A 15,966-nucleotide genomic window follows, 5' to 3' on the forward strand; every position below is an offset into this window, starting at 1 on the left:
GACTAGACATTTTATGAATAAGTGTTATACTTTATTTTGTAAACGTTTGCTATAATAATCAAATTATTCAAAAAATCAAAAAAGGAAAAGAGGATTTTACTTATGAATGGCTTTATTGATAAGTTAAGTGAAAAATTGTTACCGATTGCAGGAAAGCTGGGTCAAAACAAATATTTACTAGTATTACGTGACGCTTTTATGTTGGCTTTCCCGATCACGATGTTTGGTTCATTGGTTGTAGTAATTAACAACTTGCCTTTCTTCAGTGATGAAATGAAAGGTACTTTAGGAACATTGTTTGGTAGTGGACAAAACGCTACAATGTCTATTTTGACTATATTTGTTACATTTGGTATTGGTTATTATTTATCTAAAACGCATGATGTGGATCCTGTTTATGGAGGAGCTGTATCTCTTGCTTCATATTTGATCTTAACACCTTTTGTTACAACATTAGAATCTGGTGAAGTAGTATCAGGAGTATTAACACTCGACCGTTTAGGTGCTAAAGGTATGTTCGTTGGTATGATCGCAGCATTCCTTGCTGGCGAAATTTACAGTCGAATCACTAAAAAAGGAATCGTTATCAAAATGCCAGATGGCGTACCGACAGCTGTTTCCAAATCATTCGCAGCTATGATTCCTGCTATTCTTACATTAAGTGTATTTACTATTGTTAACGCTATCGTAACTGGTGCATTTAACACTAACTTGCATGACTTTGTATACAACGTGATCCAACAACCATTAACTGGTTTAGGTAGCGGATTGCCTGCAACGTTGATCGCAGTATTCTTTGTTCAATTGCTTTGGTTCTTCGGATTACATGGGCAAATCATCGTTAACTCAGTAATGGACCCAATCTGGAACACATTGATGCTAGACAACTTAGAAGCTTATGAAGCTGGAAAAGAATTGCCGAACATTGTTACTAAATCATTCATGGAAATGTATACTGTTGGTATGGGTGGATCAGGTAGTACATTGATCGTCGTTATCTTGATGGCATTTGTTATGAAGAGTCGTCAAATGAAAGATGTTGGTCGTTTAGCTTTAGCTCCAGGAATCTTCAATGTTAACGAACCGGTAATCTTTGGTATGCCGCTAGTATTGAACGCTTCAATCTTTATTCCTTGGCTTTTAGCTCCATTAGTAACTACTACATTGAACTATATCGTAATGGACTTAGGAATTTTCCCAATTCCGACAGGGGTATCCGTACCATGGACTGTTCCAGTATTCTTTAACGGTATGTTAGCAACTAACTCTGTAATGGGTGGGGTTCTACAATTGATTGACATGGCTATCATTGGCTTAATCTGGTTCCCATTCTTGAAAGTAGTAGACAAAGCAAACCTTCGTTCAGTAGATTTAAGTACAGCAGAATAATCACTCTTTATTAATTGAATAAAAAGCAGTTCTGAAGATTCCATTTAGAACTGCTTTTTTTATACAAAAAGTATACACTTTTTTAACATATGATACATTATATGTTCAAAAAAACTAGTCTTTTAACTTTCGTTAGAGTATGCTAGGTATAGAGAATAATTAATGGAGGTAAACGATGATAAAGTACGAAATGATAGCCAATAAAATTAGACAACGTATTCAAGATGGAGTCTACCTAGCAGATTCTCTCATACCTGATCAAGTTTCTTTAGCGAAAGAATTTAAGGTAAGCAGAATGACTGTAAAAAAAGCTATGGATGTTTTAGCATTTGAAGGCCTGATTTTTAGAAAACGCGGATCTGGAACGTATGTAAAAAAAACCGCTCTAAAAAATGGATTAAACGCGAATTTAATGGAGTATGAAGGTCTGACTCAGCAATTATCTGGTCATGAAGTGAAAAGCCAAGTGATTTCTTTTACAGTAGAATTTCCAGATGATTTTATAAAAGAAACATTGATGCTGGATAAACATGATCCGGTTTATAAAATTATCCGTTTGCGTACTGTTGACGGGGATCCGTACATCATTGAACACACCTTTATGAGCGTTAAATGTATACCAGGATTAAGCGAAGAGGCTTTAGATACATCTGTGTACCAATACATTCATAATGAATTAGGATTGCAATTTGGAGGAGCTTACCGCAAGATCCACGCGGCTAAGTCATCTGAATACGATCAAGAATACTTAGGGTGTGCTGTAGATGATCCAGTACTGGAAGTAGAACAAGTCGTTCATTTAGAAGATGGAACACCATTCGAATATTCCAGAAGCAGAAATCGATACGATAAACGCAGCTACACAGTGGTGGATTTGCAAAAATAAATATCAATTAAAAAGGATTGTTTCATTAAGAAACAATCCTTTTTAAATCCTGTTAGACAGGTGCTGTTTAATTAAATATTCAGTGTCAATTCAACTGGACAGTGATCAGAACCCATGACAGCATCATGAATTTTTGCATCTTCCAATTGAGAAGCCAGCCTTTTGGAAACGCAGAAATAATCAATGCGCCATCCAGCGTTGTTTTTACGTGCATTGAACCGATAATTCCACCACGTGTAGCTGCCTTCTTTTTCTGGATAGAAGTAGCGATAAGTATCGATAAATCCTGACTCCAGAAGAGTGGTGAATTGAGCTCTTTCTTCATCTGAGAAGCCCGCATTTCCTCGATTGCGTTGTGGATTTTTTAAATCAATGTCTTTGTGAGCAACGTTCAAGTCTCCACATAAAATAACGGGTTTTTGATTATCTAATTTCTTAAGGTAATCGAGAAAATCATTTTCCCAATGCATTCGGTAATCCAATCGTTTTAGTTCAGATTGCGAATTGGGTGTGTAACAGGTCACTACATAATAGTTATCGTATTCTAAGGTAACGACGCGGCCTTCTGTATCGTGTTCTGGGACTCCGATTCCGTAAGCAGCACTCAACGGTTCATGCTTGGTGAAAATGGCTGTACCAGAATACCCCTTTTTCTCGGCATAATCCCAAAAAGAATAATAGCCAGGAATATCTAAATCTATTTGACCTTCTTGCAGTTTAGTTTCTTGCAGACAGAAAAAATCTGCATCAAGTTCTGTAAAAATGTCTAAGAATCCTTTTTTAACGATAGCGCGTAATCCGTTTACATTCCATGAGATTAGTTTCATTTTAATGGTTTGCTCCTTTAACGTAAAATGGTACTATTATTGTACAAGAAACAAGAATAAACATGAAGCAGCTCAACTTGTAAAAATGTTAGTGAAAATAACTGAAAAAGAAAAGAGGAAGAAAATGAAATTAGGTGTAGTTGGTTTAGGAAGCATTGCTCAAAAAGCTTATTTGCCAGTGATGATGGCAATGAGCGAGGAAGTAGAATGGCATTTTTACACGCGGGACCAAGAAAAATTAGCAAAAATCGGCAAACAATACCGCGTAACAAATCTTCATCCCACAGTAGAATCTATGATTGAAAGTGGTGTAAAGGGAGTATTTATCCACACAGCTACACATACACACGCTGCTTTGATTCAACAGTTTTTAGAAAACGGGATCCATGTTTATGTAGATAAACCAATCAGTGAAAACTTGGATGAAGTAGAAGCTTTGATGGCCTTAGTTGAAGAAAAAGAATTGTTGTTAGTGACTGGATTTAATCGTCGTTTCGCCCCGATGATCCAAGAATTAAAAAAAGTTTCGAACAAAAATATGATTTTCGTGCAAAAGAATAAACCTAACGGATCAGGAACGGTTCAATTTGGGATTTTTGATATGTTCATCCATGTGATCGATACAGCAGTGTACTTATTAGATGAAGAAATTTTAGAAATGTCGCATACGGTTACGGAAACGGATGGACAATTAGAAAACTGTGTTGTCCAATTGGAGACTGAAAATACGATTTGTATCGCTACTATGAATTACAAAGCGGGTGCAAACCTTGAAGTCGCTGAAGTCCAGTCGCCTGAAGGAACTTATAAAGTAACGAATTTAACAGATTACGCAAGCGACTCTTATGGAGAACAGGAAACAAGGATGTTTGGCGATTGGGATCATACTTTAGAAAAAAGAGGCTTTGCCCCTTTGATTCGTCAATATATTGAAGCGATTAAAACTGGTGGAAAGAATCCTGTTAGTTTAGAATCTTCTTTCTTAAGTCACCAGATTTGTGAAGAAATCGTTTCTGAAAACGAATAACTCAATGACTAAACCAGAAATAGACAGGATATCTGTCTATTTTTTTGTTTATCTATGTTATCCTACATTTACTATTGATGAACTAAACATCAAGCAATAGACGAAAAAATTGTAGAAAGACATCAGTAAGAAAGGAGTGTTCTGAATGATCAGAGATAAATTTCGGTTATTATCACCGTCTACTAAAATCGCAGTCAGTTTCTTGGTCATTATTTTTATTGGCTCCTTATTACTGTCTATGCCGATCAGTCATTTACCTGACTCAAACGTCAGCTATTTTCAAAACTTATTTACATCTGTCTCAATGGTTTGTGTAACGGGACTCTTAACAACGCCGATTGTTACCACATACAGCTTGTTTGGGAAAATCATTTGTATTTTGTTGATGCAAATAGGTGGACTGGGACTGATGACTATATTAGCAGCCTTTATTGTCGGAGTAGGAAGAAGAATGACATTTAGAGATACTATTGCTGTCAATGAAGCTCTTAACAGACACAAAATAGGGGATTTTAAGGATTATTTAACATCCATTATCAAGTATACAGCTATTATCGAAGGTAGTGCATTTGTTTTATTAGCATTGCGTTTTGTACCTGATTTCGGAATGAAAAAAGGGTTGTTTCATGCCTTGTTTCTTGCTGTATCTGGATTCAGCAATGCTGGTTTTGACAGCTTTGAAGGAGACAGCTTACAAAATTATGTTCATGATCCACTAGTAAATGGTGTCATGATGGGATTGATTATTCTAGGGGGAATCGGATTCTCAGTCTGGTTTGACGTAACGGAAAATGTGTATTCAATTTTTAAAAAACGAGTCAAAATTGGTTTTATGAAAGATTACAAAAGACTACAAGTTCATACGCGACTAGCATTGAATATCTCGCTTTTTTTACTGATTTTAGGAACTGTAGTGTTCTTGGTTCTTGAATGGAACAATCCTGAAAGTATCGGTACGTTTAATGTTGGAGATAAAGTACTGGCGGCATTGTTTCAATCAACGACTTTTCGAACAGCAGGTTTTACAACAATAGATTTTCTGAATTTTAACCATTTGACTTTGTTCTTCCTCATTATCACTAGTTTTATCGGTGGATCCCCAGGAGGGACAGCTGGTGGACTGAAAACGACCACTGTGGCCTTAGTGGTATTGTTGATGTACAACGAAGTAAAAGGACAGCGGTATGTGAATTACGCTTATCACACTATCCCAACTGAAACAGTTCGGCGAGCCTTAGTGGTCGTCATTACGTTCTTTGTATGCTTCATGCTGGGGACTGGTTTGTTATTGTATTTTGAGCAAGACCAACAACCCTTCCATTTGATGTTTGAAATTGCTTCTGCATTGACGACTATTGGGTTGACGATTGATTTGACGCCTGAATTATCAGCAGCTAGTCAGGTAGTGATCATGGTGCTGATGTTCATCGGACGAATCGGACCTATCACCATATTTTTGAGTCTGGGAAGAAGCCACAAGAAACAGAGAAATCATAAGTATGCTAAAACGAACATCTTGATTGGATAAGTAAAATTGATGGTCTGGATTTACTTTCGAATTAGGGGTTTATGCACTAAAAAGAAGCTGGATAGAGAAGGAATTTCGGCAATAAAAATATTTTGTTTTTTTGATATTGAAACCTCTTTACTTTTACACTAGAAAGATTATAATACATTAGAACTTGAGAAAGAAATTATCATAAAGGAGGACGACATGTCTGCAAAAAAAATTAGGGAGATGTCCCCTGCTGTCAAAATTGCAATTAGCTTTGCTATGGTTATTTTTGTAGGATCCCTACTGTTATCATTGCCAATAAGCAACCTTGACACTTCTGAAACTACTTATTTTGACAATTTATTTATGGCTGTTTCAATGGTGTGCGTTACTGGATTATTTACTATACCTGTTGCAACATCTTATACTTTGTTTGGCCAAATAGTAACTATTTTATTAGTGCAAATCGGTGGTCTTGGATTAATGACCCTGCTAGCTACTTTTGTTTTAAAATTAGGTAGAAAAATTAGTTTTTCTGATACTTTAGCAGTAAATGAAGCATTAAACAGAAGTGAGCTTAGCGATTTTAATCATTATTTAGCTTCAATTTTGAAATACACACTCATTATTGAAGGTACAGGGATGTTCTTGTTGAGTTTTAGATTTGTTCCAGAGTTTGGTTGGGGGAAAGGGTTATTTACTTCTTTATTCTTAGCTGTTTCTAGTTTTTGTAATGCAGGTTTTGACAATCTAGGAGCGCTCAGCCTTCAGAAATATGTTCATGATCCCCTAGTCAATATCGTCATTATAGCGTTGATTGTTTTAGGCGGAATTGGTTTTTCAGTTTGGTTCGATGTCACTCATAATATCCAATCTATTGTAAAAAAGAAAGTACGTAGTGGCTGGAAACGTTCTTATCGCTTGCTCAAAACACACACTCGATTGGCTATTAACATGACGGTTGGTTTGATATTCGTAGGTACGCTTATGTTTTTACTGGTAGAATGGAGTAATCCAACATCTATTGGAACTTACTCAGTAGGAGAAAAGATATTAGCGGCTATGTTCCAAACAGTAACAATGAGAACTGCTGGATTTGCTACGATTGATTATGAACTTGTTAAACCTTTTACATTGCTATTTTTTATTTTTACCATGTTTATCGGCGGATCTCCAGGTGGAGCAGCTGGTGGTATCAAAACGACTACATTTGCGTTAATATTTTTATTGATCATTAATGAAGTCAAAGGCCAAAAGTATGTTAATTATGCAAACCATTCAATTCCGATTGAGCTCGTTAGACGGGCAATCGTTGTAGTAGCTACATTTTTTGGTTTTCTTATGGCAGGAGTCAGTATCTTGATGCTTGTTGAAAATCAACCATTCATCTATTTATTGTTTGAAGCTGTTTCTGCATTGGCTACTGTAGGGGTGAGTGTCAACTTGACACCTGAGTTGTCTCCGATCAGTCATGTGGTATTGATGTGCTTAATGTTTGTAGGAAGAATCGGACCGATTACGATCTTACTGGGATTAAACCGAAACAACAAAAAAACGAAAGACAAACTATTTGCAAAAACGACAATTTTAATTGGATAGGAGAAAAGTTAAAATGGCAGTTAGAACAATTGGTGTATTGGGACTTGGAGTATTTGGTTCTTCGATAGCAAAAGAACTAAGTGAATTCGATTGCGAAGTCATAGCAGTTGATATAGATATGGATAACGTTGAACGGGTTGAACCTTATGTTACTCAAGCGGTTCAAGGGAATATCACAGATTTAGATTTCTTACAAAGTATTGGGTTAGAGAATTGTGATGTTGTAGTAGTTGCAACAGGAACAAGTTTAGAGGCTAGTGTGTTAGCTGTTATGAACTGTAAAAAACTGGGCATTACCACTATCGTCGCAAAAGCTAAAAACAAATCATTTATGGAAGTGCTGCTTGAAATTGGAGCTACTAAAGTGATTCGTCCAGAAAAAGAAGCTGGAACACGTGTAGCAAAAAGTGTTATTAGAAGACATATAACAGATATTGTTGATTTGGATGAGGACTATGCCGTTATCGAGTTTATTCCGCCAGAACCATGGATTGGGAAAACATTTGATGAATTAGATTTAAGAAAACGTTACGAGATCAATATTATCGGAGTTCGTAGAGCGAGTCAAAAACGGATGGATGTCTCGTTTAGTCCTGATTATCGTATTGAAGGCGGTACTATACTGGTAGGAATAGCTGAATCAGAAGTATTTGAGCGTTATGACTATTTGAACAAATTAAAATAACCCGTAAGAGGTATGGTGGAGCGAAAACTCTGTCATACCTCTTTTTGTTCAAAAGTTATTCTAAAAGATGGCTAAAAATTTATCTATTTCATAAAGCAAACTACAAAAAGACAACATTGCATGGTAAACTACAAAATAAGAATGAAAAAATTTCTCGTCAGCAATGGAAATTTGCTCAGATTATTATAAAGTGGAATCTTTTTTTATCCACACGAAAGGGTATTTTAACGCGATGGTAATTGAAGAATTTAAGAAATATTTCCCTAATTTGATTGTAAAAGAAAATGAACCTTTAGCTTTATATACGTATACTAAAACTGGAGGTCCAGCCGACATTCTAGTTTTTCCTACCACTATCGAAGAAGTAAAAAACGTAGTGGAATGGGTCAATAAAGAACAACTTCCTTTAACAGTACTAGGCAATGCCAGTAACTTGATCGTTAAAGACGGTGGAATCCGTGGAGTTGTGTTGATTTTAACCAAAATGAACCAGATTCAAATCGAGAAGAAAAAAGTGATCGCACAAAGTGGGGCACGTCTAATCGATACGTCTTATGCTGCTTATGAAGCTGAATTGACAGGGTTGGAATTTGCTTGCGGTATCCCTGGAAGTATTGGTGGAGCAGTCTATATGAACGCTGGAGCCTACGAAGGCGAAGTCAGCGAAACAATTGAATCAGTGACTGTTTTAACACTTGCCGGCGAGTTGAAAGTCTTAAAAAATAAAGACTTGGACTTCAGGTATCGTCACAGTGCTATTCAAGAGAGTCACGATATCGTTTTGGAAGTCGTTTTTGCGTTAGATCATGGCAAGAAAAAAGAGATCAAAGAACGTATGGATGAATTGACGTTTTTAAGAGAGTCGAAACAACCTCTAGAGTTTCCTTCATGCGGCAGTGTCTTCAAAAGACCTACTGGATATTTCACCGGAAAATTGATCCAAGAAGCTGGACTGCAAGGGTTAGTTTGGGGCGGAGCGCAAATCTCTGAGAAACATGCTGGATTTATCGTGAATATCGATTATGCTACAGCGACGGATTACATTGAATTGATCGAACATATTAAAGAAGTGATCTTAGAGGTCAATCAAGTACAATTGGAAACAGAAGTCCGTATCATCGGCGAAGACTTAGTGAGAGAGTTTTCCTAAAATCCGCTTCGCAAATTGAACAGACAAACAAAAACCATTTCAACTTAATGAAATGGTTTTTTTTGTGTATACAAGGACAATTTTTATGAGGAAGATGGCTTGCGTTCCCTGAAGTTCAAAAATAGGGAGAAAAAGAGCACGCAAATTTGTATAAAAGCAATGTTATAGTCACAAATTTTTCATCCATAAAGTATTGCAATTTGAATAGAAATCCCTATAATAAAAAGAGGTTTTACTAAACAAAATAATTAGTCACAGAAAACTTTTGTGCTTTTTAGTTTAATGAGAGTAAACAAAAAAAGAGGTTGTATAACTATGGAAATCGGAAATCGAATCAAGAATTTACGTATTCAGAAAAATTTGACACAAGAAGAGCTTGCAGAGCGTACAGATTTGAGTAAAGGGTATATCTCTCAAGTAGAAAGAGACTTGAGTATGCCTTCGATGGATGTGTTTTTTGATATGTTGGAAGTGTTGGGTTGTAGTCCGAAAGATTTTTTTGATGAAGAACAAGAAGAACAAAAAGTAGTGTATAAAAAGAGTGACCGGACCCATTTTGAATCAGTGGACAGCCAATACACTATTCAATGGCTGGTACCAGAATCGAACGAGAACGAGATGGAACCCATTGAACTGACACTGGAAAAAAATGGAACGTTTAAAGAGTTCCCACCATCGATGGCAGAAACATTTGCCTACGTGACCAAAGGGGCTGTTTGTATTGAAATCGGTTTGAATCGGTACTACGCCAAAAAAGGGGACGCGATTTATTATCACGCGAATGAGACTCATCAAATTTTCAACCAAGCGGATGGAGAGAGTCATTTGCTGATGGTTGTAACAGAATCCTATTTATAAAAAGTACTTGAAAGCATTTCACTTGTCATTAAGAAGTATAACCAATAGATTGAGACAAAAAGGAGTCCAGAAAAATGCCAGAAAATCCAATTATTACGTTTGAAAATGTAAAGAAACAATATGAAGAAGATGTTGTATTAAAAAACATCAATCTAAAACTTGAACGTGGCAAGTTTTATACCCTATTGGGACCTTCTGGTTGTGGAAAAACGACCATTTTAAACTTGATCGCAGGCTTTACTGAAGTAACAGAAGGTACTGTGACGATCAATGGAGAAAAAGTCAACGATGTGCCGCCGAACAAGCGAACAGTCAATACTGTTTTTCAAGACTATGCGTTATTCCCGCATATGAATGTTTTTGAAAACATTGCTTTTGGATTGCGAATCAAAAAGATGGACACTAAAACGATTGAAGAAAAAGTAGCTTCTGTCTTAAAAATGATGCGATTGTCAGGATACGAAAACCGTGCAATCAGTGAGATGTCAGGTGGTCAGCGCCAACGTGTAGCCATCGCTCGAGCGTTAGTCAATGAACCAGATGTATTATTACTGGACGAACCTTTATCAGCTCTGGATTTGAAATTGAGAACAGACATGCAATACGAATTGCGCGAATTGCAGCAACGATTAGGCATCACTTTTGTTTTCGTTACTCATGACCAAGAAGAAGCCTTGGCGATGAGTGATGAGATTTTCGTTATGAAGGATGGAAAAATCGTTCAAAGCGGAACTCCTGTGGATATTTATGATGAGCCGATCAATCGCTATGTAGCGGACTTTATTGGTGAAAGCAATATCGTTGAAGCAACGATGATCCAAGACTACGAGATTTCGTTTGTCGGTCGCACATTTGAATGTGTGGATGCTGGAATAGCAGCAAATGAACGAGTAGAAGTGGTTATTCGTCCAGAAGATCTAGTACTTACGACGCCTGAAAAAGGAAAATTGACTGTCAAAGTAGATACACAACTATTCCGAGGTGTGCATTATGAGATCATCGGCTACGACAGTGAAGGAAATGAATGGATGGTTCATTCAACGAAGAAAGCAACAGTAGGCGAAATGGTCGGCTTGTTCTTCAATCCTGAAGATATTCATGTAATGCGTATTGGGGAGACAGAAAAAGAGTTCGATGCACGTTTAGAAAGTTACGAAGAGGAGTAGGAGGGAAAAAATGAAACAAACAAAAACTTTTTATTTTGTACCTTATTCGATTTGGCTGCTCCTATTCGTAGTAGCACCGTTGATGTTGATTTTGTATCAATCATTTTTTGACATCCAAGGAAACTTTACTTTTGCTAATTACGCAACGTACTTTCAGTCAGGTACGTATTTGACGATGACATTCAATTCCATCTTTTATGCGTTTTTGATTACGTTGTTCACTTTGTTGATCAGCTATCCGACAGCATATTTGCTGGTGAGAACGAAACATAAGCAATTATGGCTGTTGTTGATTATTTTGCCGACTTGGATCAATTTATTGTTAAAAGCTTACGCATTTATCGGCATTTTCAGTATGAATGGAACGGTCAATGATTTCTTGAGTTTTACTGGAATCGGCCGCCAACAAATTTTGTTTACAGATATGAGTTTCTTATTGGTAGCTTCTTACATTGAGATCCCGTTTATGATTTTACCGATCTACAATGCTTTGGAAGAAATGAATCCGTCTTATTTAAAAGCCAGCAATGATTTAGGGGCAAATAGTTGGGAAACATTCAGACGAGTGATTTTCCCGTTGTCTTTAAACGGCGTAAAAAGCGGTGTTCAAGCCGTATTTATCCCGTCACTATCCTTATTCATGCTGACACGCTTAATTGGTGGGAACCGAGTGATTACGCTGGGAACAGCTATTGAGCAGCATTTCTTAGTGACAGAAAACTGGGGAATGGGTTCGACGATTGGGGTCATTTTAATCATAGCGATGTTCTTAATGATGTTGGTGACAGGAGAAAAGAAAAAGAAAGGAGCAGTTCATAAAAAATGACAAAGAAAAATTTCAAATGGTCAAATTTATACCTGTTGTTGGTTTTTGTGGTCTTATATGCTCCGATCATGTATTTGATTTTTTACTCTTTCAATGAGGGCGGAACGATGACGTCGTTTACTGGCTTTACATGGGACAATTATGCGGCTGTATTCGAAGATACCAGGTTGATGGGAATCGTTCTGGACACCTTTCTTGTAGCATTGTTGGCCTCATTGTTGGCAACTGTGATAGGTACTTTTGGAGCCATCGGCATCTATTACGTTAAAAAGCGCAACACACGCAATACTTTGTTAAGCATGAACAATATCTTATTGGTTTCTCCAGATGTTATCATCGGAGCCAGCTTCTTGATACTTTTTACGTTTATTGGCTTTAGATTAGGGTTCACTTCAGTATTGTTGTCTCACGTAGCGTTCAGTATTCCTATCGTTGTGTTGATGGTATTGCCGAAGTTGCAAGAAATGAATCCGACGATGTTGAAAGCAGCTCAAGATTTAGGGGCAACGAATCTGCAAGTACTGACAAAAATCGTTTTGCCGGCGATCACGCCTGGGATATTAGCTGGTTACTTTATGGCATTTACGTATTCGTTAGATGATTTCGCGGTAACCTTTTTCGTTACTGGAAATGGATTCAGTACGCTTGCGGTAGAAATCTATTCTCGTGCACGTCAAGGTGTATCGTTGGAGATCAATGCCTTGAGTACATTAATGTTCCTATTCGCATTGATTCTAGTGATCGGATACTATTTTATCCAACAATACAACATGAGCAAAAAACACAAACAGAACGGCAAAAAGAATACTAAGGCGGTGACTTTACTATGAAACGATTGGTAACGTTGGCAGCCATTATTCTAGCAGCTTGCGGAGTTTTGTATTACTCTTCCAATAAGTTGGACCAAGCGCAAGGGATTACCGGTGAAAACACATTGAATTTGTACAACTGGGGAGATTACATCGATCCAGAGCTGATCACTAAATTTGAAGAAGAAACAGGTTATGTGGTTTCCTATGAGACGTTTGATTCGAATGAAGCAATGTACACTAAAATCAGCCAAGGTGGTACAGCTTACGATCTGGCTGTTCCTAGTGAATACATGATTGAACGGATGATTGAAGAGGATATGCTGATCGAATTGGACCATTCTAAAATCGAAGGAATGGAGCATTTAGATCCTGATTTGTTGGATATGGCATTTGATCCAGGCAACCAATATTCAATGCCTTATTTCTGGGGAACGTTAGGAATCGTTTATAACATCAAGTTTATTGAAGAAGGTTCTATTGAACATTGGGATGATTTGTGGAAACCTGAATTTCAAGACAACTTGATGTTGATTGACGGCGCTAGAGAAGTGATCGGATTATCGTTAAACAGTTTAGGGTACTCCGTCAATTCTAAAAACGATGCAGAGTTAGCTGAAGCTGCTGAAAAATTGGATACATTGACACCAAATGTAAAAGCAGTCGTTGCTGATGAAATTAAAATGTATATGATCCAAGAAGAAAGCTCGATCGCGGTAACCTTTTCTGGAGAAGTTGCGGACATGATGTGGGAAAATGAAGATTTACAGTATGTTATTCCACCAGAAGGTTCGAATCTTTGGTTTGATAACTTTGTCATCCCTAAAACAGCTCAAAATACGGAAGCTGCTTACGCGTTTATCAGCTTTATGTTAGATCCGGAAAATGCTGCTCAAAATGCTGAGTACGTTGGTTATTCCACACCAAATTTGTCGGCATTAGACATTATGCCGGCTGAGATCACTGAAGATGAACAATTTTATCCTTCAAAAGATACGATGGAACATTTAGAAGTATATGAAAACTTAGGACAAGAATACATTGGGATCTATAATGATTACTTCTTGAAATTCAAAATGCACCGTAATTGATAGTTTTATAGAGTGGAGCTGGGAGAATAACTCCCAGCTTTTTCTTGTTTACAAATCTTTGGTTTGGAAACGCGCTCAAAAAGGCAGCCTCTACATCCATTCACGAATCACGCTCGGGTGGTCTATGACCATCCGAGTGTGATTCGTGGATGGACATGAGGCTAAGCGCCTTTTTTCCCGCTCTCGCTCTTTTTTGGATGAGAGAAACTTTAACGGAATCACATGCTTAATAAGTTTTCAAATCGCCTAAAAAAGAGTATGATAGTAGACGGTGAGGGTTTAAAGAAACTATGAGTTGCTTAGGTGCAGCAGATAGATTTATAGATAAGGTTAAGGTGTAAACATGGAGAATGAGTCAGCAAAAGATTTGTGGGAGAGTTTTCAACAGCAAATTACAAATTTGCCGGAGAAATACGATGTTTGGTCTTTTGGAGATACGAAAGAATCAGCAGATGAATTGGCAGCTTTGGTTTTGGCAGGATTAAAAACGGCTACTTGCAGCCTAAAAAGAATGTATGAAATCGACGGTGCAGATTTGCCGCAAGTTGGAACCTATTCGGTGATTCTCGATGGAGACGATCAAGCAGTAGGGATCATCCAAAACTTGGAAGTGAAAGTTTTTCCATTTGATGAAGTAACAGAGGAAATTGCTATAGCTGAAGGTGAAGGAGATCGTTCAGTGGAATATTGGTCAGACATTCATAAGGACTTTTTCAAAAAAGAATGTCAATCGATCGGCGAATCTTTTTCTACTAAAATGGAAATTGTGTTTGAACGCTTTGAATTGGTGTACGCTGCTTAATCAGCAACAAGAATACGAGAGATGAGGAGAAGTTATCTGATGAACTTGAAAGAATTGGTTGGAGAAAAAGCTGCTGAATATGTAAAAGATGGAATGGTAGTAGGGTTGGGCACAGGCTCAACAGCTTATTATATGGTAGAAGCCATTGGAAGACGTGTGAAAGAAGGATTAGACATCGTTGGAGTAACTACTTCTAACCGTACAAAAGAACAAGCTGAAGGACTAGGCATCCCATTGAAAAGTGTGGATGAAGTCGACCGTATTGATCTGACAATAGACGGAGCAGATGAAATCAGCAAAGACTTTCAAGGCATCAAAGGTGGCGGAGCTGCTCATTTGTTCGAAAAAATAGTGGCCGACAACTCAGATAAAGTCATCTGGATCGTTGATGACAGTAAAATGGTTGAAACATTAGGAGCTTTCCCATTGCCAGTAGAAGTGATTCCTTATGGAAGCCAACAGTTGTTCCGTACATTTGAACAAAAAGGGTATAAACCTGCGTTCAGAAAAACGGAAAGCAATGAAAAATTGGTGACAGATGCCGGTCATTACATCATCGACTTACATATGGAAGTGATTGAAGAGCCTCATTCATTAGCAACATGGTTGGATAGTTTGACAGGTGTTGTAGAGCATGGTCTGTTTTTAGACAGTGTGAATACAGTGATTGTCGGAGGCGAAAACGGCGTAGAAATTTTAGAAGCCAGATAATCTTAAAAAAGTGAAACAGGTCCAAACTGGTCAATCAGTTTGGACTTGTTTTTGCATTTGTTAAAGATGATGTAAAAGTAGAAAAATTCCTTCTAGGATAAGCTAAATATGCTATAATAACTTAAGTAATCGTTTCCAAAAAAGATGCTTACATAAATAACAAACTATCAGGGGGGATAAGATGAGTCCTATATACACACTATACTGGTCATCATTTCGGCTTGTTTTTGTATTTCTAGCCATCACGTTAACCATCGTGTTAGCTTCTGCGTTTATTAAGAAAGTGAAAGAGAATAAAGTGATTGCTCTAGCACTCTGGGGAACTTCTTTCAGTTCATTCATCACAGTGATTTTTGCTTCTTATTTTTCAGGCATTTTATACGATGAATTAAACATACCGACTGATAATCTCATTTTATTTTTAATGGGTTATGCATCTATTGTATTCATCGTCCACACAGGATATTTTCTATTTACGTTGATTCGTAAAAAGAAATATTCTTCAGTGAATTCTGTTGGACGAGGTTATTACCTGTAAAAAACGCAAAAGGATCGAAAAGGAAACTTTTCGGTCTTTTTTGTATTAAGAACAACCGGTTATTTTACTAGAAATTTCTCATAATCATAAGAAAGAAAACGCTATCT

Annotated in this window: 16 protein-coding genes; 15 read left to right on the forward strand and 1 reads right to left on the reverse strand. The window is 37.2% G+C overall.

Translation table 11 applies throughout. The features are described 5' to 3' along the window. Positions 1-102 precede the first annotated feature (102 nt). Both celB and BM137_RS00865 read left to right on the forward strand, forming a co-directional pair. Positions 103-1,389 carry a PTS cellobiose transporter subunit IIC gene (gene celB, locus BM137_RS00860; RefSeq protein ID WP_092479233.1) on the forward strand — a complete coding sequence of 429 codons (1,287 nt, stop codon included), beginning with the start codon at positions 103-105 and terminating at the stop codon, positions 1,387-1,389. Between the two features lie 175 nt (positions 1,390-1,564). After that, complete coding sequence (locus BM137_RS00865) at positions 1,565-2,275, forward strand: GntR family transcriptional regulator (RefSeq protein WP_092479235.1); 711 nt, start codon at positions 1,565-1,567, stop codon at positions 2,273-2,275. A gap of 71 nt (positions 2,276-2,346) precedes the next feature. Here the strand turns inward: BM137_RS00865 and BM137_RS00870 are convergent, their stop codons facing one another. Beyond that, the gene (locus BM137_RS00870) at positions 2,347-3,102 is read right to left on the reverse strand and encodes an exodeoxyribonuclease III (RefSeq protein ID WP_092479237.1); all 756 of its coding nucleotides are present in this window, start codon (positions 3,100-3,102) and stop codon (positions 2,347-2,349) included. A 124-nt stretch (positions 3,103-3,226) separates the two neighbouring features. On the opposite strand from BM137_RS00870, the gene BM137_RS00875 reads away from it, so the two are divergent. The 13 genes from BM137_RS00875 to BM137_RS00940 all read left to right on the forward strand — a co-directional run bounded on the left by BM137_RS00875 (position 3,227) and on the right by BM137_RS00940 (position 15,859). Further along, positions 3,227-4,129, forward strand: a complete 903-nt coding sequence (locus tag BM137_RS00875) for a Gfo/Idh/MocA family protein (RefSeq protein WP_092479239.1) — start codon at positions 3,227-3,229, stop codon at positions 4,127-4,129. Between the two features lie 145 nt (positions 4,130-4,274). Then, a complete protein-coding gene (locus tag BM137_RS00880; protein WP_092479241.1) occupies positions 4,275-5,657 on the forward strand; it encodes a TrkH family potassium uptake protein in 1,383 nt (460 codons plus the stop codon). Between the two features lie 186 nt (positions 5,658-5,843). Beyond that, a complete protein-coding gene (locus tag BM137_RS00885) occupies positions 5,844-7,223 on the forward strand; it encodes a TrkH family potassium uptake protein (RefSeq protein ID WP_092479243.1) in 1,380 nt (459 codons plus the stop codon). A 13-nt stretch (positions 7,224-7,236) separates the two neighbouring features. Beyond that, positions 7,237-7,908: a potassium channel family protein gene (locus BM137_RS00890; protein WP_092479245.1), complete on the forward strand. Its 672-nt coding sequence runs from the start codon at positions 7,237-7,239 to the stop codon at positions 7,906-7,908. 232 nt (positions 7,909-8,140) lie between these two features. Next, positions 8,141-9,058: a UDP-N-acetylmuramate dehydrogenase gene (gene murB / locus BM137_RS00900; protein ID WP_092479249.1), complete on the forward strand. Its 918-nt coding sequence runs from the start codon at positions 8,141-8,143 to the stop codon at positions 9,056-9,058. Between the two features lie 315 nt (positions 9,059-9,373). Further along, positions 9,374-9,916: a helix-turn-helix domain-containing protein gene (locus tag BM137_RS00905; RefSeq protein ID WP_092479251.1), complete on the forward strand. Its 543-nt coding sequence runs from the start codon at positions 9,374-9,376 to the stop codon at positions 9,914-9,916. Between the two features lie 74 nt (positions 9,917-9,990). Further along, on the forward strand, positions 9,991-11,082 hold the full coding sequence (locus BM137_RS00910; RefSeq protein WP_092479252.1) for an ABC transporter ATP-binding protein: 1,092 nt from the start codon (positions 9,991-9,993) through the stop codon (positions 11,080-11,082). A gap of 10 nt (positions 11,083-11,092) precedes the next feature. After that, positions 11,093-11,908 (forward strand): ABC transporter permease, encoded by an 816-nt coding sequence (locus tag BM137_RS00915; protein WP_092479254.1) that lies wholly within the window; start codon positions 11,093-11,095, stop codon positions 11,906-11,908. Next, positions 11,905-12,738: an ABC transporter permease gene (locus BM137_RS00920; protein WP_092479257.1), complete on the forward strand. Its 834-nt coding sequence runs from the start codon at positions 11,905-11,907 to the stop codon at positions 12,736-12,738. Before BM137_RS00915 ends, BM137_RS00920 begins: the two co-directional genes overlap by 4 nt. Then, positions 12,735-13,808 carry an ABC transporter substrate-binding protein gene (locus BM137_RS00925; RefSeq protein ID WP_092479260.1) on the forward strand — a complete coding sequence of 358 codons (1,074 nt, stop codon included), beginning with the start codon at positions 12,735-12,737 and terminating at the stop codon, positions 13,806-13,808. The genes BM137_RS00920 and BM137_RS00925 overlap by 4 nt, the downstream gene beginning before the upstream one ends. Positions 13,809-14,151: 343 nt before the next feature. After that, on the forward strand, positions 14,152-14,610 hold the full coding sequence (locus BM137_RS00930; RefSeq protein WP_092479263.1) for an ASCH domain-containing protein: 459 nt from the start codon (positions 14,152-14,154) through the stop codon (positions 14,608-14,610). Positions 14,611-14,649: 39 nt separating this feature from the next. Beyond that, positions 14,650-15,321 (forward strand): ribose-5-phosphate isomerase RpiA, encoded by a 672-nt coding sequence (gene rpiA / locus BM137_RS00935; RefSeq protein WP_092479266.1) that lies wholly within the window; start codon positions 14,650-14,652, stop codon positions 15,319-15,321. Between the two features lie 181 nt (positions 15,322-15,502). Further along, positions 15,503-15,859 (forward strand): hypothetical protein, encoded by a 357-nt coding sequence (locus BM137_RS00940; protein ID WP_092479269.1) that lies wholly within the window; start codon positions 15,503-15,505, stop codon positions 15,857-15,859. The last annotated feature ends 107 nt before the right edge of the window (positions 15,860-15,966 follow it).

This window comes from Desemzia incerta (assembly GCF_900115825.1).
Classification (GTDB): domain Bacteria; phylum Bacillota; class Bacilli; order Lactobacillales; family Carnobacteriaceae; genus Desemzia; species Desemzia incerta.

Coding starts and splice junctions, on each gene's coding strand:
- celB (WP_092479233.1), top strand. CDS start 103: ATGAATGGCTTTATTGATAAGTTAAGTGAAAAATTGTTACCGATTGCA.
- BM137_RS00865 (WP_092479235.1), top strand. CDS start 1,565: ATGATAAAGTACGAAATGATAGCCAATAAAATTAGACAACGTATTCAA.
- BM137_RS00870 (WP_092479237.1), bottom strand. CDS start 3,102: ATGAAACTAATCTCATGGAATGTAAACGGATTACGCGCTATCGTTAAA.
- BM137_RS00875 (WP_092479239.1), top strand. CDS start 3,227: ATGAAATTAGGTGTAGTTGGTTTAGGAAGCATTGCTCAAAAAGCTTAT.
- BM137_RS00880 (WP_092479241.1), top strand. CDS start 4,275: ATGATCAGAGATAAATTTCGGTTATTATCACCGTCTACTAAAATCGCA.
- BM137_RS00885 (WP_092479243.1), top strand. CDS start 5,844: ATGTCTGCAAAAAAAATTAGGGAGATGTCCCCTGCTGTCAAAATTGCA.
- BM137_RS00890 (WP_092479245.1), top strand. CDS start 7,237: ATGGCAGTTAGAACAATTGGTGTATTGGGACTTGGAGTATTTGGTTCT.
- murB (WP_092479249.1), top strand. CDS start 8,141: ATGGTAATTGAAGAATTTAAGAAATATTTCCCTAATTTGATTGTAAAA.
- BM137_RS00905 (WP_092479251.1), top strand. CDS start 9,374: ATGGAAATCGGAAATCGAATCAAGAATTTACGTATTCAGAAAAATTTG.
- BM137_RS00910 (WP_092479252.1), top strand. CDS start 9,991: ATGCCAGAAAATCCAATTATTACGTTTGAAAATGTAAAGAAACAATAT.
- BM137_RS00915 (WP_092479254.1), top strand. CDS start 11,093: ATGAAACAAACAAAAACTTTTTATTTTGTACCTTATTCGATTTGGCTG.
- BM137_RS00920 (WP_092479257.1), top strand. CDS start 11,905: ATGACAAAGAAAAATTTCAAATGGTCAAATTTATACCTGTTGTTGGTT.
- BM137_RS00925 (WP_092479260.1), top strand. CDS start 12,735: ATGAAACGATTGGTAACGTTGGCAGCCATTATTCTAGCAGCTTGCGGA.
- BM137_RS00930 (WP_092479263.1), top strand. CDS start 14,152: ATGGAGAATGAGTCAGCAAAAGATTTGTGGGAGAGTTTTCAACAGCAA.
- rpiA (WP_092479266.1), top strand. CDS start 14,650: ATGAACTTGAAAGAATTGGTTGGAGAAAAAGCTGCTGAATATGTAAAA.
- BM137_RS00940 (WP_092479269.1), top strand. CDS start 15,503: ATGAGTCCTATATACACACTATACTGGTCATCATTTCGGCTTGTTTTT.